The sequence below is a fragment of the SAR324 cluster bacterium genome, from assembly GCA_015232315.1.
Lineage (GTDB): Bacteria > SAR324 > SAR324 > SAR324 > NAC60-12 > JADFZZ01.
Genome location: JADFZZ010000053.1, coordinates 1 through 19239 on the forward strand (window position 1 = coordinate 1; position 19239 = coordinate 19239).

The window sequence follows — 19239 nt, forward strand, 5'->3', positions numbered from 1 at the left end:
GCTGGAACATCTCACCATGCCGGACAATTTCATTTCTCTGCTGTATTTTTTCGGACTGCTGACCATTGACGATTATGAAATGGGGGAATTCCGTCTCAGCATTCCCAACCGGACAATCGGTCAGATGATGTATGGCTATCTGCGGGAAGCCTGGCGGGATGTCGGCACCTTTCGGGTGGATCTCTGGAAACTCGGCAGAATGGTGCAGGCAATGGCCTGGAAAGGCGAATGGGAACCGTTCTTTGATTTTCTGGCGCAGGCGGTTGAAACGCAAACCAGCATCCGGGATTACATGAAAGGGGAGAAGGTGATTCAGGGATTTCTGCTGGCCTATCTCCATCTGAACGATTTTCTGCTCAGTTTCAGCGAACGTGAATTGGGCAAAGGCTATGTGGATCTGTTGCTGGAACCCTTCCTGATCAAATATCCCGAGATGTCCTTCGGGTATCTCATTGAACTCAAATACATCAAACGTGACGAACTCTCTGACACCAGACTCCGGAATGAAATTGAACAGGCCGAACAGCAGTTACGGCAATATCTGGCGGAGGATCGCCTGAAACAGTATCCACCCCATGTGAACTTCACCGGCATCATCCTGATCTATCACGGTTGGGAACTGGTTTATCGGGGGGCGGTTACGAGCAGTCAATAGCACTTGCCGTTTAGATCTCAGTAAAAAGGTTTTTATATAAATGAAGTCCTCCGTGAAACCCTGATTTTCAAATTTTCTGGTGCCTATTCCCTTTTTTACTTTGTGTTCTTCGTGGCTAAAAAAGTATCCGCACAGCTCGATTATTTTAATTTACTTGTGGGAATATCCCACGTTGGGGACATCAGCGATATGAATATGATAATGAGGAGCCAATGAATCAATGCAAATGGATAACATTCCTGGTTTTAATGGCAGGCGGACTGATCGGAAATGTTGCCTGCTCAAGTCCACCAGTGACGTCACCCAAAACAGTAACACAGGTTGATCTTCAGCGGTATATCGGCTTGTGGTATGAAATCGCGAAAATTCCGAATCGCTTTCAGAAACAGTGTGTCCGCAATGTGACTGCGTCCTATTCGTTCAGTGAGGATGGCAACATCAAGGTGATCAATCGCTGTCTGCAAGAGCGTGGGGATTATGAGGACGCACAAGGTGTGGCTCGTATTGTTGATTCTCAAACCAACGCAAAACTGGAGGTCAGTTTTGTGAGTGTGTTTGGAAAACAACTTTTTTGGGGGGCCTATTGGATTATTGGTCTGGGAGACAGTTATGACTATGCAATCATCGGGCATCCGCAACGTAAATATGGCTGGATACTCAGCAGATCCCCTCAGATGGAAACAGAGCAATTGAACAAACTATTCCAGATTCTTGCCACTCAGGGCTATGACCCCACTCAATTTGTCATTACGGAGCAGACAACAGATTTGTGAGGTCAGACGAATCACTTCCCGTAAAGTTCTTTCATCACCAGTGGGTGTTCCTTGTCAGGTTGACTTTCCACAAACCGGCGCAAATCTTTCAGTGTTTTATAGGGCCAGTCCCGTTGAATAAGATTGACAATCGGGGTGGGGATCACGCCTTTCGGGTCAGTGTGAATTTCCACAGTAATATCCGTGCTTCCGTTCCCCAGATCCCTGAGTTGGTAACTGCTGTGGTGCAAATGAGCACGTACTCCAACTGTTGGTGGCGCATTACGGTGATCGACGGATTCCATTTCCAGCAACACTGTTTTTTCTTTCGGATCGCATACCAACTCCCCACGAATCACATAATCCCGTTTCACCACCGGAAATGGCGGCTTGAACGCCTGGTAAAAAACAGAGATGTGGTCTGATTCCCGTTCCAGTTCAATGGCATCAATGATCATATCCAGCCAATCCATTCGGCCATCGTTATCATCCAGAACCTGGCATATTTTCCCGATAGAAGCCTGAATCACGGTTTGTCCCTTGAAGGCGAAAATATTGCTGCCTTCTATAGGTTTGAAATGTACAAGAATCCCATCCCGGTTATTGACTTCTTTCCATTCGTCTTTAGCGGTTAACGCATTGCGAACCATTCTTCCGAGCATTTTTTTCATAATTCCTTTCGATATGACATTTAGTGCAGAGCTTCTTCCATTTCACCCAGGGCGCTCAACAGATTACGATCAGTAACAATTCCCACCAGCTTTTTATTATCTACCACCGGCAAACTGTGAATGTTATGCCACAACATCAGTTTGGCCGCGTCCGTCAAGGGAGCTTCCGGTGATATTCCCACAGGATTGGGTGTCATCAGATCTTTCACCAGAAATTGTTCGGATTTGATTTTGTTGAGAAACTCATCCATGGCCGTGGAACCTTCTTCCAGCAAATCCAGTGCATTGGGAAAATCACGGGTGGACAATACACCAGTGACTTCATTATCCTGATTGGTTACGAGCAAGTGGTGGATGGTGTTGTCATTCATTTTACGCAGAGCATCCAGAGCTGTCATATCCTGAGTGATGGTGATGACATTATGTGTCATGATGTTTTTTACTTTCATAGTTTTCCCTGTAATGGAGGTGAGAAAAAGGGCGGTTAATCCGTGGGTTTGGCAATCAGATCTCTCAAATTCAGATTATCAAAAAAACGCAGAATCACGTGGAGGCATCGTTGATGGAACCAGTTTTAAGCCAACGATCGAGATTCTCAAGGGCATTCTGAACTCTGGCATCTGGAATGCCAAACGCTTGCAGGTTCCAGTTCACCAGAAATCGTTCCACGGCGCCCTTTTCATAAGTGATGTGTCCTTCCAGGATTCGCTCCAGCACAGAAACGGTGGCCCCACTCCAGGCGGTGATTGCCAAATCAACGTCTTCATAGGCCAACAGGTCCGGATGTTTTTCCAGATATTTTTTCAATGCACCTGAAAAATATTCCAGAAACGAAAGTCTCAGCCGGATGTGGGCGTTGCCCATGAATACCAGTTGGAACACTTCCGCCTGCTCCAGCAATACCTGAATGAACACATAAAAAGACACGGCAAGCTGTGTAGCACCAGCCGGCAGATGTCCTGATGCTTCATCCACCTTGTTCCAGATTTCCTGACTGATATCCTCGACAATGGCATGCAACAGGGCTTCCTTGTTGGGAAAATAAAAATAACAATTCCCGATGGATGTTCCTGCGTCCTGCACCACCTGCTGCATCGTGGTGGCGTCATACCCCTGAGTGACAAATAGTTTTCTGGCGGAATCAAGAATCTGTTTCTTGCGTTCCGTTCTTAATTCTTCACTACGCTTTCTGCCAGTATTACCCAAAATCACCTCCGCTTAAAAAATTCTTGACAAATTCATAGAATCGAATTCTATTTGCCGCGCCTAGTTTTTAGAACAATATTCTATTAACTGCAAACTATTTATAAACACCCCTTCAGGAACTTATGGAATGCTTGACTGACAAGGACATGGAACTGATCCGCAAGGTAACAGAAGATTATATTCCATTCAATACGGTTCTTGGATTGAAAGTGCATGCGATTGAATCAGGAAAAGTGTCCTTGCGGTTTGACATGAAAAACGAACTGGTGGGAAATTTCAATGCTGGAATGTTGCATGGCGGAGTGATTTCCGCGGTGCTGGATGTGGCTGGCGGGATGTCCGCCTTTGCGGGGGTACTGGAAAAACACGCGGCGGATTCGCTGGAGGAAAAGCAAAAGCGGTTTGCCAAACTGGGAACGATTGATATCCGGATTGACTATCTCAGGCCGGGTAAGGGGACATCGTTTCTGGCTTCAGGTGTTATTTTGAGAACAGGCAACAAGGTGGCCGTCACCCGGATGGAATTACACAATCAGGAAAATCTTCTGATTGCGGTAGGAACCGGAACGTATCTGGTGGGGTAGGGGAGAAAATTGTGTTTGTCAGGACGTCATCAGGCGTCAATCTACAACTTTGTAAAGGAGGATCATGAGCAGTACAGAATTGACGATTGATATGAAAGACATTCAGTTCACTCTCAAAGAATGGCTGAAAATAGGAGAATTGAGTCAGTTTCCACAGTATCAGGATTTTGATGAACAAACCGTGGATCTCCTGGTGCGGGAAGGGTTTGATTTCGCGGTGAATGTTCTTGCTCCGACACGAGCCCCATCTGACAAGGATGGATGCAGGGTCATTGATAACAGAGTGCAGGTTCCCGAATATTTTCATGAACCCTACAAAAAAGCCTATGAACTGGGTTGGGCTAGTCTTGCGGATAAACCCGAAAACGGTGGACAGGGTGCCCCCTTTGTGTTGGGAACCACCATCAACGAAGGCATCGCCGGAGCAAATGTGAGTTTGTGCGCGGTGTTTTTTCTCAATGGCGGCGCAATGCGTCTGATTGATTCCTTTGGCAGTGACGCGCTCAAGAAAAAATGGATACCTCGTATGGCCAGCGGTGAATTCACCGGAACCATGTGTTTGAGCGAACCACAGGCCGGCTCTGATCTGGGACTGGATACCACAACCGCAGAACCCATGGGCGATGGCCGTTTCAAAATAAAGGGAACCAAATGCTGGATCACCAATGGCGACACGAATCTTGGAAAAAATGTAGTGCATACCGTTCTGGCCCGGATCAAAGGTGCCCCGGCTGGTTCCGCGGGTCTCAGTCTGTTTCTGGTTCCCTATTACAATCTGAAGGACGATGGCAGTATCGGCCCCGGTAATGACGTGGCTCTGGCTTCGATTGAACACAAAATGGGCATGAACGCCAGCCCGACCTGTGTGTTGAATTTTGGTGAGAACAATAATTGTTTTGGTTACCTGCTTGGTGACGAAAACAAGGGGCTTTCCTGCATGTTCCAGTTGATGAACGAAGCCCGCATGGGAACCGCTGTGCTGGGTGTCGGCATTGCCAGCGCCGCCTATCAGAACGCCCTGAGCTATGCCAAAGAACGGGTGCAGGGCGTGCATATTTCCCGCATGAAAGAATCCGATGCGCCTCGTGTCCAGATCATTGAACATCCGGATGTCAAACTCAGTCTGATGACCATGAAATCCAAAGTGGAAGCCATGCGCGCGCTCAACTATGGAACGGCCAAACTCATTGATATTTCCTTTGTGGGAGAAACCCCCGAAACCCGTGCCGAAGCACACAATCTGGTCGAAATCCTGACGCCGATGTGTAAAGGCTGGTCCACCGAAGTTGGACTGGATGTGGTCCGGATGGGCATTCAGTTGATGGGTGGCGTCGGATACACCAAGGATTTTCCCATGGAACAACTTTACCGGGATCTAAGGGTTTCCACCATTTATGAAGGAACCACCGGCATTCAGGCACTGGATCTGGTTGGACGCAAAATGACCATGCGCAATGGCGCGCTGTTCATGGGGCTGATGCAAAAATTTCAGGGCATGGTGGAGCAGAATTCACAGATCAAAGGTCTGGAATCTTCTGTCACCAAGTGGTCCCAGTATTGTGAAAGTCTGGCAGATGCCGCAATGACCATGCAATCCATGCACGGTGAACGTGGCTTGGAAGGTGCCGTGTTATATGCGACTCCCTTTTTGATGTATTGCGCGGCTGTGACCGCAGGCTATTTCTTTCTGGATCAGGGAATCACAGCCGCCAAAAATCTGGAGGCGCTGGCGGACAAGAATCCCGAAAACAGTCAGGTTCAGTTTTATCAGAACAAACTGAAAACCATTCATTTTTACATGCATGTGGTGATGCCGACCTTTGAAGGCTACGCCAAAGCGATCAGTAATAAAACCTATGACGCATTGGATGTGGCGTTATAATTCAACCGTCACTATTCAGAAATTGCCGCAGAGACTAAGGAACATTCGAAAAATAAAATAGATAATTTCCCCGAAATACATTTCCTGCCGGGCACACGTAGAGACGCGCTATAGCACGTCTCTACAGACCAGAGCAGGAGAGACTGGATGGGAAAATGTTTACAACTTATTTTTTGCCGTTCTTCAGTATCTTTCCGGCAATGCGACTGAATAGTTCATTCAACATAAAATTTAAGGAGAATTATGCGAGATGCCTATATTTTTGACGCGGTTCGAACTCCTCGGGGACGAGGCAAGAAAACTGGAAGTCTGCACGAAGTTCCAGCGGTAGATCTGCTCGTGACCTTGTTTCAGGCAATGCAACAACGCAACAAACTCGACACTGAACAGGTGGATGATGTGGTGCTGGGATGTGTCACCCCGGTTGGAGAACAAGGCGCGGATATCGCCAAAACGGCCACGCTGTATGCCGGTTGGAGCAACAAAGTAGCCGGTGCTACCTTGAGCCGCTTTTGTGGATCAGGACTGGAAGCCTGCAACCTGGCCGCCATGAAAGTCATGTCCGGTATGGAAGATCTAACCATTGGCGGCGGTGTGGAATCCATGTCGCGGGTCCCGATGGGAACAGATGGCGGCGCATTGTTTATGGATGTGCGGGTGAGTACTTATCTGCCCACCATTCCCCAAGGCGTTTCCGCAGACCTGATCGCGACGCTGGAAGGTTTCAACCGCAAGGATGTGGATACCTTCGCGGCGGCATCTCACAAAAAAGCCGCCCATGCGGTTAAAAACGGATATTTCCAAAAATCCATCATCCCTGTCCGGGATGTGAACGGACAAATCATTCTGGCGCATGATGAACTCATCCGTGAAGCCACCACCGTTGACAGTCTGGGCGAACTCAAACCATCGTTCACAGCAATGGGCGCCATGGGATTTGACGCAGTCGCAATGCAGAAATACCCCAAAGTCGAAGAAGTGCAGCATGTGCATCATGCAGGAAATTCTTCAGGAATCGTGGATGGTGCCGCACTGGTATTGATCGGCAGTAAGGAAAAAGGCGCTGAACTCGGACTCAAACCCAGAGCAAAATTCCGCTCCATGGCCGTGATTGGCGATGAACCAACCATCATGCTGACCGCACCCGCTCCATCCAGTATCAAAGCTCTGAAAAAAGCCGGTCTTTCCGTACAGGACATTGATCTGTTTGAAATCAACGAGGCGTTTGCGGCGGTGGTGATGAAAGCCCAGAAAGAACTCAAAATTGACTCTGAAAAAATCAATGTCAATGGCGGCTCGATCGCCATGGGACATCCACTGGGAGCGACAGGCGCCATCATTTTGAATACGGTGCTGGACGAACTGGAACGAAGAGACAAGCAATTCGGCTTGTGTACCCTGTGTATTGGCGGCGGCATGGGAATCGCCACGATCATCGAACGTGTTTAAAACATGCTGAATTAAAAACTTTTGTTTGAATGAGGATTTTATGGCGATTCATTTTGAAAAAGACGCTCAGAACATTGTAACACTCACCATTGATATGGAAAACCGTTCCCAGAACGTGTTGAATGATGTTTTTGAAAAAGAATTGGCAACCGCGGTGGACAAGGTTGCTGAAGACAACACCATTGCCGGTGTGATCCTGACTTCCGGTAAAAAAGATTTCATGGCCGGAGGCGACCTGGACGCGCTTTATGCTCTGACCGATGCGAAAACAGTGTTTGACTGGGGAATGAGTTTCAAAACGATTCTGCGGAAACTGGAAACTTGCGGAAAATCCGTGGTCGCGGCTCTGAGCGGAAACACACTGGGCGGTGGACTGGAAGTGGCACTGGCCTGCCATCGGCGGATTGCGATCAACAATCCCAAAGCGAAACTCGGTTTGCCTGAAGTGACTCTCGGACTGCTTCCGGGCGGTGGTGGAACCCAGCGATTGCCACGACTGATCGGTATCCAGAATTCATTGCAGTACCTGCTGGAAGGAACCCAGTTGAATCCGGAAGCGGCATTGCAGGCTGGATTCATTCACGAATTGGCCACAGACAAAGACGACATGATGAACAAGGCTAAACAATGGCTATTGGCAAATCCCGGCGCAAAGCAACCCTGGGATGAAAAAAAATTCAAATGGCCCGGTGGCGACAACAATCATCCGGCTGTGGCCCAAATGTGGATGGTCGCTCCTGCCATGCTGAACAAAAAAACCTTCGGCAACTATCCCGCCGCACAAAACATCCTGAATTGTGTGCAGGGTGGCGGATCAGTGGATTTTGATACAGGCTGTCGTCTGGAAGCCCGATATTTCGCCAACACGGTGGTCAGCAAGGAAGCCAAAAACATCATCAACAGTCTTTGGTATCAGCTCAATAAAATCAAAAAGGGCGAAAGTCGTCCTCAAGGATTTGCACCTTCCCGTGTGACCAAAGTCGGCATTCTGGGTGCGGGCATGATGGGTGCCGGTATTGCCTATGTCAGCGCCTACGCCGGGATTGAGGTAGTGCTGAAAGATGTGTCTAAAGAGGCCTCGGAAAAAGGAAAATCATATTCTGCCGGCTTGCTGGAAAAACGTGTCGCCAAAGGCAAAATGAGTGCGGAACAGAAAGACGCCATTCTCGGCAGAATTCTTGCCACCGATCAAGCTTCGGACCTCAAGGGCTGTGACCTGATCATTGAAGCGGTGTTTGAAAACCGGGAACTGAAAGCCAAAGTCACTCAGGAAGCCGAAGCGCAAATCGCTGAAACAGCGGTGTTCGCCTCCAACACATCAACCTTGCCCATCACTGGTCTGGCAGAACGTTCCAGTCGTCCACAGAATTTCATCGGACTCCATTTCTTTTCGCCTGTGGACAAAATGGCGCTGGTGGAAATCATTGTCGGCAAACAGACCAGCCCTGAAACATTGGCTCGGGCTTTCGATTATGTTCTGCAAATCAACAAAACTCCGATTGTGGTCAATGACAGCCGTGGTTTTTACACCTCCCGTGTGTTTGCGACCTATCCCATGGAAGGCATTGCGCTTCTGCTGGAAGGACAACATCCCCGCGCGATTGAATCCGCAGGACTCAAGGCTGGAATGCCGGTTGGTCCACTGGCATTGATGGATGAAGTCAGTCTGTCACTGGTGCTTCACATTGAAGGCCAGACCCGCAAGGATATGGAAGCCTCCGGCAAATCCTATCAGGCGCATCCTGGAATGGCCGTGGTGGAACGCATGGTCAAAGAATTTGGACGTGAGGGCAAAAAAGCGTCCAAAGGATTTTATGACTATCCGGCCGATGGCAAAAAGCATTTGTGGCCTGAACTCCAACAGCATTTCAAACCTGCTGAAACTGAGTTGTCCCAGGAGGAAATGATCACTCGCATGATGTTTGTGCAGGCGTTGGAAACAGTACGTTGTTATGAGGAAAAAGTTCTCACAACCGCGGCTGATGCCAATATCGGCAGTATCTTTGGCTGGGGATTTGCGCCGTTCAAGGGTGGAACCCTGCAATACATCAATGATTTCGGTGTGAAAGAGTTTGTAGGAAAATGTGAAGAGTTGACCGCCAAATATGGTCCTCGCTTCACACCTCCAGCATTGCTGAAAAAAATGGCGGCAAACGGCGAGACCTTCCAATAAACCCATATTTTAACGTTCGGGCGATTCGCGAATCGCCCTTACAATAGGTGTGACCATGTTCGAATTCATCATCAAACCCCGGTTCAGTGAAACCGATGCGTTGGGGCATATCAACAATACGGTGGTTCCTGTCTGGTTTGAAGAGGCCCGAATTGGAGTTTTTGAAATTTTCAATCCAGGCCTGTCCATCAGCACATGGAACCTGATTCTCAAAAAATTTGAAATCGAGTTTTTTCATCAGATCATGCCCTATCAGGACATTCTGATCACCACAACGATCTCAAAGCTGGGCAATACGTCACTCACCGTTCATCAAACCGCGACACAGTCGGGAAAGGTGGTAGTTTCCGGCAATACGGTTCTTGTGCATTTTGATTATAAAACCCAGAAATCTGCGGCTATTCCTTCGGACATTCGTGAAAAACTGACACAGCATGTGGTGGATGTAAGTCAATAATTCCAAAGTATACAATCCTTGAGGTTGCCTGTATTTTGACACATGATAATCTGATATAATCTTGGGGAACTGCTAATGTTTGAATGGGATGAGACTAAAAATGATCTGAATCAGCAAAAGCATGGGGTTTCATTCCACCAAGCTAAAAAGGCGTTTTTAGATCCACATAGAATCATTGTGGAAGACCTGGAACACAGCATGGATGAAAAACGGTATTTTTGTCTGGGTGCTGTTGATGATGGAATCATGACCGTTCGATTACCTATCGAGGGGAAATCATTCGAATTATTGGCGCAGGATATTGGCCAAAGGGAAAAACACGATATGAAACAGAAAATCAAATACACGGATGAACCAATTCAACTGGGAAATACTGTCAACGATTTTTTACCTCTGCCTGAAGAATTGGACGCTAAAGACAGAACAGTGAGAGTGACCATCAATCTGAATGAGGATATCATTAATTTTTTCAAGGAAGAAGCCCACAAATCGGGGATTCCCTATCAACGACTCATCAGAAACGTGGTTGATTTGTATGTTCAGGATCACACTCAATAGCGAATACGAACTTTTTTCTGTGCTATTTTATTCGGCACTCCAGATCTCGAAACGAGTAAACTATCATTTTGTTCTGTTTTCAGGAACCTTGATTTTCCAGAGGAATTATGGATCGAAAAATTTTTAATGAAGAGCATCAATTATTCCGTAAAACATTCCGGCAGTACCTTGAAAAAAAAATTATACCCCATCTGGAAACCTGGGATGAAGCCCACATGGTGCCCCGTGAAGTCTGGCTGGACGCCGGTGAACAGGGATGGCTCTGTCCAACGGCGTCCAAACAATATGGCGGACTGGAATGCGATTTTCTGTATTCCGTGATCATTCAGGAAGAACTGGCCTATGCCGGTGCCTCCAGTGTGTCCTGGGGACTGCACAGCGACATTGTGCTGCCATATATTGAGAATTTTGGTTCAGAAGCACAAAAACAGAAATGGATTCCCAAATGTATTTCCGGAGAATGCGTGTTGGCGATTGCCATGACAGAGCCTGCTGTCGGTTCTGATCTGGCCAACCTGAAAACACGGGCTGTCCGGCAGGGCGATCATTATATCGTGAATGGAGCGAAAGTCTTTATCAGCAATGGACAATGCGCGGATCTGTATATTGTGGCTGTGCGTACTGAAGACACGAATCCTCCTCATCGGGGTGTGAGTCTGCTACTCATTGAAGGAAATACGCCGGGATTTCAGCGGGGTCGAAATTTGAAAAAAATCGGAATGCAGGGCCAGGATACGTCTGAACTGTTTTTTGAGGATTGCAAAGTTCCAGTGGAAAATCTGCTGGGCAAGGAAGGGATGGGCTTCAAATATCTCATGAACAACCTGCAACAGGAACGACTGGTCATCGCGATTGGCGCGGTCGGTGCGGCCAAAGGCGCATTGAAACACACGATTGATTATGTCAAAACCCGGGAAATTTTCGGAAAACCACTGAGCAAATTCCAGAATACCCAGTTTGAACTGGCAGACATGAGTACGAAAGTACAAATCGGGCAATCCTTTATTGATGATTTGTTACCGCGCCACATGGCCGGTGAAAATGTGGTTACTGAGGTGAGCATGGCCAAATACTGGACGACCGACATGCAGTTTGAAGTGAGCGACCGTTGTCTGCAACTTTTCGGTGGTTATGGCTACATGCAGGAATACCCGATCTCACGTTTTTTTGTGGATGCCCGGGTGCAACGCATTTATGGCGGGGCCAACGAAGTGATGAAAGATCTGGTCGCCAGAGGGTTGGGGCTTTAGAAATCTGTCCAGCATTAATCCTCTTCGTGTACCTGAAAAATCATCAGTGTGACATCATCATGAAAGCGGGCGTTGTGTGAAAATGCTTTCGTATATTTCAGCAACGCCTGCGTCAGTTCTTCTACACTTTTTAAAGCACAGGTATCCAGAAACTCCATCAGCCGTTTCATTCCCAGGACCTCACCTTCCTTGTCCATGACTTCAAACAACGCGTCCGTGAAAAACAGCAGTATGTCGTTGTTTTGCGCCTGAAATTCTTTCTGGTGAAAACCCTCCACCGTTTCATTTTCAAACACACCTACCAAAATATCCATGGTTGAGGACAGCAGAGAGCATTTGCCATCCCGGATCAGCACGATTTCGTGAAACCCGGCATTGGTATAAACCAGTTTTTTTTCTTCACAATCATAAATGGCATAACACAGACTGGCGAAGTGATCATCCGGTACATGAGGCTGAGAGATGGCATTGATATAATTCAGCACCATCTCGGGATCAAACATGCCTTTGGTGAAGTTGGAAAAATAACTTTGAAACATGATGGAAAGCATGGCTGAAGAAATTCCATGACCTGAAATATCTCCAATCAGAATGCCATAAGACTGGTCACCCACATGAAACAGGTTGAAGAAATCGCCACCCAACTGCTCAAAGGGTTGAAAATGAATGGAGTGCACCATGCCGGGGATCCCGGGAATCTGCGGTTCAAAGACTTCCAGCAGCATGTGATGGGCCAGGCTCAGTTCCCGTTGAGTGATTTCATGTTGCCGTTGAAGTTCAATATCTTTGTTTTTCATGGCAAAAATCGGTTCCATCAATTGGACACACAACATCAGTCCCGCAATCACATCATGCGACTCAACATGTTGAAAAACCTCCAGAATCAGTTGATTTCGTTTGACCAGCAACAGGTTGGGTTGCTGACTGAATTCATTGGGATCCTCCAGAAATTTCTGGATCCGTTGCTGGCGTTCGATAAAACCGGCTTGATTCGGTTCCAACATTGATCCGGGCATTAACCGCGGATAGCCATCATACAAATGCCAAAGATGCCCCCTGAACTTGAATTGTTCCATTATCCACTTCTGAAAAGCCCCCACATTATCCTCAATACGGGAGTGCTGAATCAATTTTTCCTGGAAGGCGATCAATTCCAGAAACAGATCTGACTGATCCATGACCCGGTCCATAATTCCCAGAACAAATTCTGTATCGTTGGACTGAGAGGTCGCTAATTCAGGTGTCCGCTCCACAGGTTGGTCCATGCGTGACTTGATCTGTGTAAGTTTTCCAGAATGCAGAATGAAATAAAAGCATTTGAGGAGCATTTCGCCAATGTCCATAGGTCGACAGGCGATGTCAAAAAACTCATGCTTATCCTGAAGTTGACTGAGCGTTGCCGATATTTCATCGGTCAGCATCATGGTGGGAATGTGCCTGAAATATTTGAGACGCAGGCGCGACCATTCTTCAAGATCATTGATACTGCGGTCATCAATCAGGATGAACCCTGTGTTGATGTGTTCCAGTTGTTCCAGCATGGATTCAGTGCAGCCAAAGGTTTGGCAGTCACAATTAATTTTAGTGGCCAGATTCAACATCATTTCCTGAACCCACCGTTGAGGGTGGATGTAAATGAAATCAAACCGATTGTTGGCGGTGTGAGGAAGTGACAGTTGCTGTCTGGATAAATTTTTGAAAATGGACTGGGTAGCACCGCTCAATTCAATGCCGAGAACCAGTTCATTGCCAAGCTGTGAACACCATCTGATTTGTCCCGAACAACGAATAAATTTGTCCAGCAATGTCAATTGAATGAATTCGTATTGCTTCAGATGAATTTTCTGCAAGGACTGTGACAGTGTGGTTTTAAGTTTAAACCCGCCAGCGGACGCGTCCAATACAGAAAATACCTGATTCAACGGAACAATTTTTGAGGAATGAACAGACTTCACTGAAGAACCCACGTCCAATGAAAAGGGTATCCTTTTGTGGTGCCGTTTGGCAGAGGGGTGAGACACATGAGAGAATGATTTTTCTGACATTACCAGCTCAAGACATGGAGATGAATTGTGATTGTTTTACATCGCATGAGAAAAAACACTTCAATTTGGCTATTAGCGTATATGAGGTCTGATTACCAGCGGAATTATCTCAACACATGGTTTGAAACATTTACTCACGAATGAGTTGAAAAATTGCCCATTGAGCATATACACACAGGATTCATAACAGACAATGATTTTTACAAATCTCCGGGACACCTTTTACCTCAACTACTTCCGGTCGATTCCAGCAATTGTGGAAGGAGCACCGGAGGCGCTTTAAGGAAGGTTCTCACTGAAAGTAGGGAACCAGTGTGTTATCTTGTGTTGCCTTTTTTATGGGGCCTTTCACTTAGCATTCCAAAGGAAACTATATGCCTGAACCAGAAGAATTACCACAAATTGATGTAAAGGAATTTCGTAAAACCGTGATGACCCGTCGTTCTGTCAGAAAATTTGATGGCACGCCCATCCCGGAAGAAGTGCTTCAGGATTGTCTGGATATGGCCCTCCTGGCGCCAAACTCCAGCAATTTGCAACCCTGGGAATTTTACATTGTACGTTCCCCTGATAAACGTGAGAAAATCATCGAAGCCTGTTTCAATCAGAACGCCGCTAAAACCGCTGACAAGCTGGTGGCCTTTGTGGCACGAACCGACACATGGGGCGAACATGGTCGTGGCATTCTGGAACAATGGCCCGATGCAACGATTCCCAAGATTGTGCAGGATTATTACGGAAAAAAAATATATATCCAATACCGTTCGGGACCATTGAATCTGTTTGGACTGGGGAAATGGGTTGTTTCTTCCATCATGGGGTTACGCCGTCCCATGGCGCGCTGGCCGTTGACCCATGCGGATATGAAACTCTGGGCGGCTAAAACCTGTGCGCTGGCCGCTGAAAATTACATGCTGGCATTGCGAGCCTATGGTTTCGATTCATGCCCCATGGAAGGTTTTGACAGCAAACGACTGCATCAGATTCTGGAGCTACCGAAGGAGGGGTTTGTAGTCATGCTGGTTGCCGCGGGAAAGCGTAGCCCCAAGGGCGTTTATCAGAAACGATTCCGTTTTCCCCGGGAGCAATTTATCAAAGAAATCTAAAATATTCATGGATTTGTGAATTATTTTAAATTTATAGTTGTGTCTGTAAATTTCATTTGCTATCGACCTGTCTAGAAGTATTCCATAAGTTTTAAGGAGGTATCATGGGAAAACCAGTCATTAAAGCCGCTCATTTGAAAATCACCGATCATTTGATCCTGGGTGTTACAAAAGCTCATGCGGACACAGGCATAGTGCCATTCAAAACTTTTGATCTGGAAACCCGGCCGATGGTCGGTTGGAATCAGGTCGGAGATGCCATGAAAGACGGTAGTGTAGATGTCGCTTTCATGCTTGCACCGATGGCCATTGACCTGTTTCATGCAGGCGTTGGGATCAAGTTATCCATGTTCGCGCACAAGACAGGCAGTATTTTCGTCAAGAATAAAAAGGCAAACATTCAGAAACTTGAAGATTTCAAGGGAAAGATGATTGCGATTCCTTATCAACTGTCCGTACACAACATGCTGTTGCACCAGTTATTCACCAGGCACGGAATGAGTGTTGGTGCGGGAAAAGATGTCGCACTGGAGGTCATGGCACCATCCCAGATGCCGGAAGCAATCCAGTATGATGAAGATGGAGAAATCGGTGGCTTCATCGTGGCAGAGCCATTTGGCTCTCAAGCCATCAAGGAAGGTTATGCTGAAGAAATGTATCTTTCCAGGGATCTATGGCCTAAACATCCCTGTTGTGTGGTAGTGATCAAAGAAAAATTGATTGACAGTCACCCTGAAGCAGTGCAGGAATTGACACAAAGTCTGGTCAATTCCGGAAAATTTGTTAAGGACAATCCTCAGGGAGCCATCAAAATCGGCGCGCAATTCCTTTCACAGAAAGAGGAGGTTGTCATGCATGTATTGACAGACACACCGGATCGTGTTTTGATCAGCAGCGAACTTTTTCCGGTTTTGTCCGAATTGGAAAAAATCCAGGAATATATGTGCAACACCATGGGGGTCATGCACAGCAAAATTAATCTGGAAAAATTTGTGGAATCTTCTTTTGCAAAAAATGCGGGAGCCACCTGATTTCCTGATAATGCCATCGATTTTTATTAACATCCTCATAACTTAAAGGGAACATGCCAGCAGATAAAGAAATGAATATCCTTGTGGTTGATGATTTCTCCACCATGAGACGGATTGTAAAAAATATTTTACGCCAGTTAGGGTTTAACAATATTGTGGAAGCCGATGATGGCACGACCGCCATGGCCAAGCTCAAATCAGAAAAAATTGATTTCGTCATCACAGACTGGAATATGCCGAAAATGACAGGAATGGAACTTCTCAAGGAAATCCGGGGAGATGCCAACCTGAAAAACATCCCCGTGCTGATGGTGACCGCAGAAGCGCTCCAGGAAAACATCATTGCCGCGGTGAAGGCCGGTGTCAGCAATTATATTGTGAAGCCGTTTGACGCCAAAACCCTCAGCGATAAAATCGCCAAAATCTTTCCATAAATTCCTCATTTTGCGGTCATGTTCGCACAGCATGGCCGTGCAACTTCATGATTTCCCTGAGAGTCCTGGACATAGGTCTACCAGACATTGAGTCTTCCGAGCGGGGTGTGCTGGATGTGGGGGGATATGGGGAATTCCTCCATATTCCGGTAGATGAAATCGATGAGGTTTTTTTGTTCCGGTTCTCCCCAGAAAAAATCATGAATCAGCCATTCGTAGGGATAAATGCCCTTGTCCGTGTCGCTCTCGACTTCCCGGCAGAGGAAGTGATTGAGGATATCCGTGGCTTCCAGCAGGACCTGGAACCACGCAACCTTCCACGAAATCATATCTCACCCTTGACATATTTATGCCAATACTCGATTTCCGGATTCAAGCGTAAGGCGATTTCTCCATACCTGTCATAATCGGCGCTAAGACTTCCATCTTTCACAAAAAAAGCGCCTTCCCTATAACAGGAAACAAGTGTTTCCATCATTTGTGTCAGACTTCCGAAAAGGACATTAGGGCCATAACCATCATCATCTATTTTTATGATTGGAGAAGCATGAGTTCTTTCATGGTTCCCTTTGATTCCAAAAGAATCCCCAAAAGAATCCCCAAAAATAGGAAAAAAATAAAAATCATAAGAATTAAAAATAATTTCAATAACTTGATCCTCCATCAAATGATGAATCACATGTTCCAATGAAGAAAATATAAACATGGGGAATAGTTCAATATTTCCAAATGGATCTATTCTGGTTCCATTTCTCCATGAATAAATCTGAATGATTTCTTGAGATACTTTAAAAGGTAAGATGTTTAATTGAGACAACACTTGTTTTGGATGTATTCCGGGTTGTAGCCAGTCCCTCAAAAAATATCCATATTGTGATAGGTAATCCACAATTTCATCCAGGTATTGATGTAGTAAAGACATAAATGCTCCTGCAAGATAGATATATTGATCAACTTTGTAATTCAGTCTTCTTGCAGGTTGGTTATTTTTTGATTCCACAGACGTTAGCGGTGAACTCACCTTCTGGAGGAACAAAACTGGATAATGTACCCCCTTGAATTTTTTGTTCACTTAAAGGCACTCGCATTACATGTTGACCACCATTATTTTTATCCGAGACATTGTAATTTCCAAAAGGATCTACCAACTCCCTTAATTGATTATAAGTTCGTCTGGTACTGGCAAATGGATACTCTTCCCAAGATAACTCGGTTCCATCAGGAAGTTTCGCCACATCTGTTCCTATTTCTGATTTTATAGTGCTTTTCAACTGGTTTCTATTTTGAGTTCTTTCTTTCTCACCCACTTTTATAAAAGGCCCCTGAGAGTAGCCTTTGGAAAGAGCGAGTTCCATGTTCCAGGCGATATAAGGGGTCCCTTTGGCGGTTTTTGGAAACGCGGACAAAAATTGGGGTGATACGCCGTAATAGGTTTTATGGGTTCTGAGAGGGGGAAGAACCTCATCGCAGGAAGTATCCCACATCGCCAAAGCGCACTTTCGTTGATTTCCCTGAGAGTCCTGGACATAGGTCCACCAGACATTGAGCCTTCCGAGCGGGGTGTGCTGGATGTGGGGGGAAATGGGGAATTCCTCCATATTCCAGTAGATGAAATCGATGAGGTCTTTCTGTTCCGGTTCGCCCCAGAAAAAATCATGAATCAGCCATTCGTAGGGATAAATTCCCTTGTCCGTGTCGCTCTCGACTTCCCGGCAGAGGAAGTGATTGAGGATGTCGGTGGCTTCCAGCAGAAACTTGTGTTTCAAAGGAATCTTCCACGAAATCATATCTCCCCCTTGACACGCTTTTGCCAATATTCAATTTCTGGATTCAGCCGTAAAGCTATGTCTCCATATTTTTTTAAATCTGCGTCTAAATATCCATTCTGTCCAATCCAAAACACTCCGTTTTCATAGCAACTCGCAATAGTTTCCATCATTTTAGTTAGATTAGAATAAATGATATTTTTCCCTAGTTCAGTAATTTGAATCACAGGACTAACTAAAGAATCCTGATTAGGAATAACTCCACAACATCCACCAGCACCATCTTCAAATAATGAACAAAATTCCATTTTATAGAATTTTTGCCAAATTGAGTAACCTTCTTGAAAACTGAGTAAAGCTTCTTCCAAAGAACACAAATGGTATCCATAAAAAAATTGCATGTCCCCCAATGTTGATGATTCCGGGGCTAATGTGCCATTTCTCCACATATACAGGTTAATCATCTCTCGGGGGATCTGTATCGGAATTAAAGAGGTTTTTAATAAAATTTCTCGTTCACTCAATCCTGGTTGTAATAGACTGATTACGGGATGTTTAAGTTGTATTTGATAGGTTAATATTTTATTAAGATAATCGAGAATCGGCATATTACCTCCTAATACCACAGACAGTTGCAGCAAAAGGACTACTTGTTTGAATATTATTTTTGTCATAAAAGTCACCCAAACACCCACCTTGAGAACAATTTTCATTATAAAGAGGAACTCTCATAACATGTGCTCCAGGCGCACCTTGATCAGGTAGATTTTTTGTTCCAAAGGGATCAACAACTTCTCTTGGGCGGATACCTCCTGCGTCTGTTGATGCAAAAGGATATTCATCCCATGATAATTTTTCGCCTGTATCTGATTTACCTGCACTTCCCAAAGGAATTGTTACTGCATTTCGATTTTTAGTATAGGTGGCTTCATCAACTTTATTGAATTCTTTGGGATACCCTTTTTGTTGAGCCATCTCGATATTCCATGCGATATACGGAGTTGCTTTTGCTCCTCCCAGACCACTTCGTTTGGCATACCAGGTGAGATAAGTCGGCAAGGTCGGATGTTTTTCACAGGGCATATCCCACATTGCCAAAGCGCACTTTCGTTGATTTCCCTGAGAGTCCTGGACATAGGTCCACCAGACATTGAGCCTTCCGAGCGGGGTGTGCTGGATGTGGGGGGAAATGGGGAATTCCTCCATATTCCGGTAGATGA

21 protein-coding genes and 1 pseudogene are annotated in these 19239 nt (G+C 46.0%); 13 read left to right on the forward strand and 9 right to left on the reverse strand.

Features of this window, described 5'->3' with window-relative positions:
* Positions 1–655, forward strand: a 655-nt coding sequence (locus HQM11_20315; GenBank protein ID MBF0353383.1) for a PD-(D/E)XK nuclease domain-containing protein, incomplete at its 5' end; no start/stop codon positions are given.
* 212 nt (positions 656–867) lie between these two features.
* Positions 868–1428, forward strand: a complete 561-nt coding sequence (locus HQM11_20320) for a lipocalin family protein (GenBank protein MBF0353384.1) — start codon at positions 868–870, stop codon at positions 1426–1428.
* Positions 1429–1439: 11 nt separating this feature from the next.
* On the opposite strand, the gene HQM11_20325 is transcribed toward HQM11_20320, so the two are convergent.
* The 3 genes from HQM11_20325 to HQM11_20335 all read right to left on the reverse strand — a co-directional run bounded on the left by HQM11_20325 (position 1440) and on the right by HQM11_20335 (position 3284).
* Positions 1440–2078 (reverse strand): hypothetical protein, encoded by a 639-nt coding sequence (locus HQM11_20325; protein ID MBF0353385.1) that lies wholly within the window; start codon positions 2076–2078, stop codon positions 1440–1442.
* Between the two features lie 20 nt (positions 2079–2098).
* Entirely contained in the window at positions 2099–2527 is a 429-nt protein-coding gene (locus tag HQM11_20330) for a CBS domain-containing protein (protein ID MBF0353386.1), read from the reverse strand.
* A 94-nt stretch (positions 2528–2621) separates the two neighbouring features.
* Positions 2622–3284: a TetR/AcrR family transcriptional regulator gene (locus tag HQM11_20335; protein MBF0353387.1), complete on the reverse strand. Its 663-nt coding sequence runs from the start codon at positions 3282–3284 to the stop codon at positions 2622–2624.
* Between the two features lie 122 nt (positions 3285–3406).
* Between HQM11_20335 and HQM11_20340 the strand changes: the two genes are divergently transcribed.
* From HQM11_20340 to HQM11_20375, 8 genes and pseudogenes are all read left to right on the forward strand, one after another.
* Positions 3407–3868 carry a thioesterase family protein gene (locus HQM11_20340; protein ID MBF0353388.1) on the forward strand — a complete coding sequence of 154 codons (462 nt, stop codon included), beginning with the start codon at positions 3407–3409 and terminating at the stop codon, positions 3866–3868.
* Positions 3869–3932: 64 nt separating this feature from the next.
* Positions 3933–5750: an acyl-CoA dehydrogenase gene (locus HQM11_20345; GenBank protein MBF0353389.1), complete on the forward strand. Its 1818-nt coding sequence runs from the start codon at positions 3933–3935 to the stop codon at positions 5748–5750.
* A 240-nt stretch (positions 5751–5990) separates the two neighbouring features.
* Complete coding sequence (locus tag HQM11_20350; protein ID MBF0353390.1) at positions 5991–7199, forward strand: acetyl-CoA C-acetyltransferase; 1209 nt, start codon at positions 5991–5993, stop codon at positions 7197–7199.
* Positions 7200–7239: 40 nt separating this feature from the next.
* Positions 7240–9372, forward strand: a complete 2133-nt coding sequence (locus tag HQM11_20355; protein ID MBF0353391.1) for an enoyl-CoA hydratase/isomerase family protein — start codon at positions 7240–7242, stop codon at positions 9370–9372.
* 55 nt (positions 9373–9427) lie between these two features.
* A complete protein-coding gene (locus HQM11_20360; protein MBF0353392.1) occupies positions 9428–9829 on the forward strand; it encodes an acyl-CoA thioesterase in 402 nt (133 codons plus the stop codon).
* A gap of 75 nt (positions 9830–9904) precedes the next feature.
* Positions 9905–10182: pseudogene (locus HQM11_20365) on the forward strand (BrnT family toxin).
* A complete protein-coding gene (locus HQM11_20370; GenBank protein MBF0353393.1) occupies positions 10154–10387 on the forward strand; it encodes a CopG family transcriptional regulator in 234 nt (77 codons plus the stop codon). Before HQM11_20365 ends, HQM11_20370 begins: the two are co-directional and overlap by 29 nt.
* A gap of 107 nt (positions 10388–10494) precedes the next feature.
* Positions 10495–11637, forward strand: coding sequence for an acyl-CoA dehydrogenase family protein (locus HQM11_20375; GenBank protein MBF0353394.1), 1143 nt, complete (start codon positions 10495–10497; stop codon positions 11635–11637).
* A 14-nt stretch (positions 11638–11651) separates the two neighbouring features.
* On the opposite strand, the gene HQM11_20380 is transcribed toward HQM11_20375, so the two are convergent.
* A complete protein-coding gene (locus HQM11_20380; protein ID MBF0353395.1) occupies positions 11652–13592 on the reverse strand; it encodes a serine/threonine-protein phosphatase in 1941 nt (646 codons plus the stop codon).
* A 464-nt stretch (positions 13593–14056) separates the two neighbouring features.
* Between HQM11_20380 and HQM11_20385 the strand changes: the two genes are divergently transcribed.
* From HQM11_20385 to HQM11_20395, 3 genes are all read left to right on the forward strand, one after another.
* Positions 14057–14788 carry a nitroreductase family protein gene (locus HQM11_20385; protein MBF0353396.1) on the forward strand — a complete coding sequence of 244 codons (732 nt, stop codon included), beginning with the start codon at positions 14057–14059 and terminating at the stop codon, positions 14786–14788.
* Positions 14789–14889: 101 nt separating this feature from the next.
* Positions 14890–15819 (forward strand): ABC transporter substrate-binding protein, encoded by a 930-nt coding sequence (locus HQM11_20390; protein ID MBF0353397.1) that lies wholly within the window; start codon positions 14890–14892, stop codon positions 15817–15819.
* 53 nt (positions 15820–15872) lie between these two features.
* The gene (locus HQM11_20395) at positions 15873–16253 is read left to right on the forward strand and encodes a chemotaxis response regulator CheY (protein ID MBF0353398.1); all 381 of its coding nucleotides are present in this window, start codon (positions 15873–15875) and stop codon (positions 16251–16253) included.
* 77 nt (positions 16254–16330) lie between these two features.
* Here the strand turns inward: HQM11_20395 and HQM11_20400 are convergent, their stop codons facing one another.
* The 5 genes from HQM11_20400 to HQM11_20420 all read right to left on the reverse strand — a co-directional run bounded on the left by HQM11_20400 (position 16331) and on the right by HQM11_20420 (position 19102).
* Positions 16331–16582, reverse strand: a complete 252-nt coding sequence (locus tag HQM11_20400) for a hypothetical protein (GenBank protein MBF0353399.1) — start codon at positions 16580–16582, stop codon at positions 16331–16333.
* A complete protein-coding gene (locus HQM11_20405; protein ID MBF0353400.1) occupies positions 16579–17175 on the reverse strand; it encodes a hypothetical protein in 597 nt (198 codons plus the stop codon). Before HQM11_20405 ends, HQM11_20400 begins: the two co-directional genes overlap by 4 nt.
* A 61-nt stretch (positions 17176–17236) precedes the next feature.
* Positions 17237–18040: a hypothetical protein gene (locus tag HQM11_20410; protein ID MBF0353401.1), complete on the reverse strand. Its 804-nt coding sequence runs from the start codon at positions 18038–18040 to the stop codon at positions 17237–17239.
* Entirely contained in the window at positions 18037–18627 is a 591-nt protein-coding gene (locus HQM11_20415) for a hypothetical protein (GenBank protein ID MBF0353402.1), read from the reverse strand. The genes HQM11_20410 and HQM11_20415 overlap by 4 nt, the downstream gene beginning before the upstream one ends.
* A 1-nt stretch (position 18628) precedes the next feature.
* Entirely contained in the window at positions 18629–19102 is a 474-nt protein-coding gene (locus tag HQM11_20420) for a hypothetical protein (GenBank protein ID MBF0353403.1), read from the reverse strand.
* Positions 19103–19239: the final 137 nt, after the last annotated feature.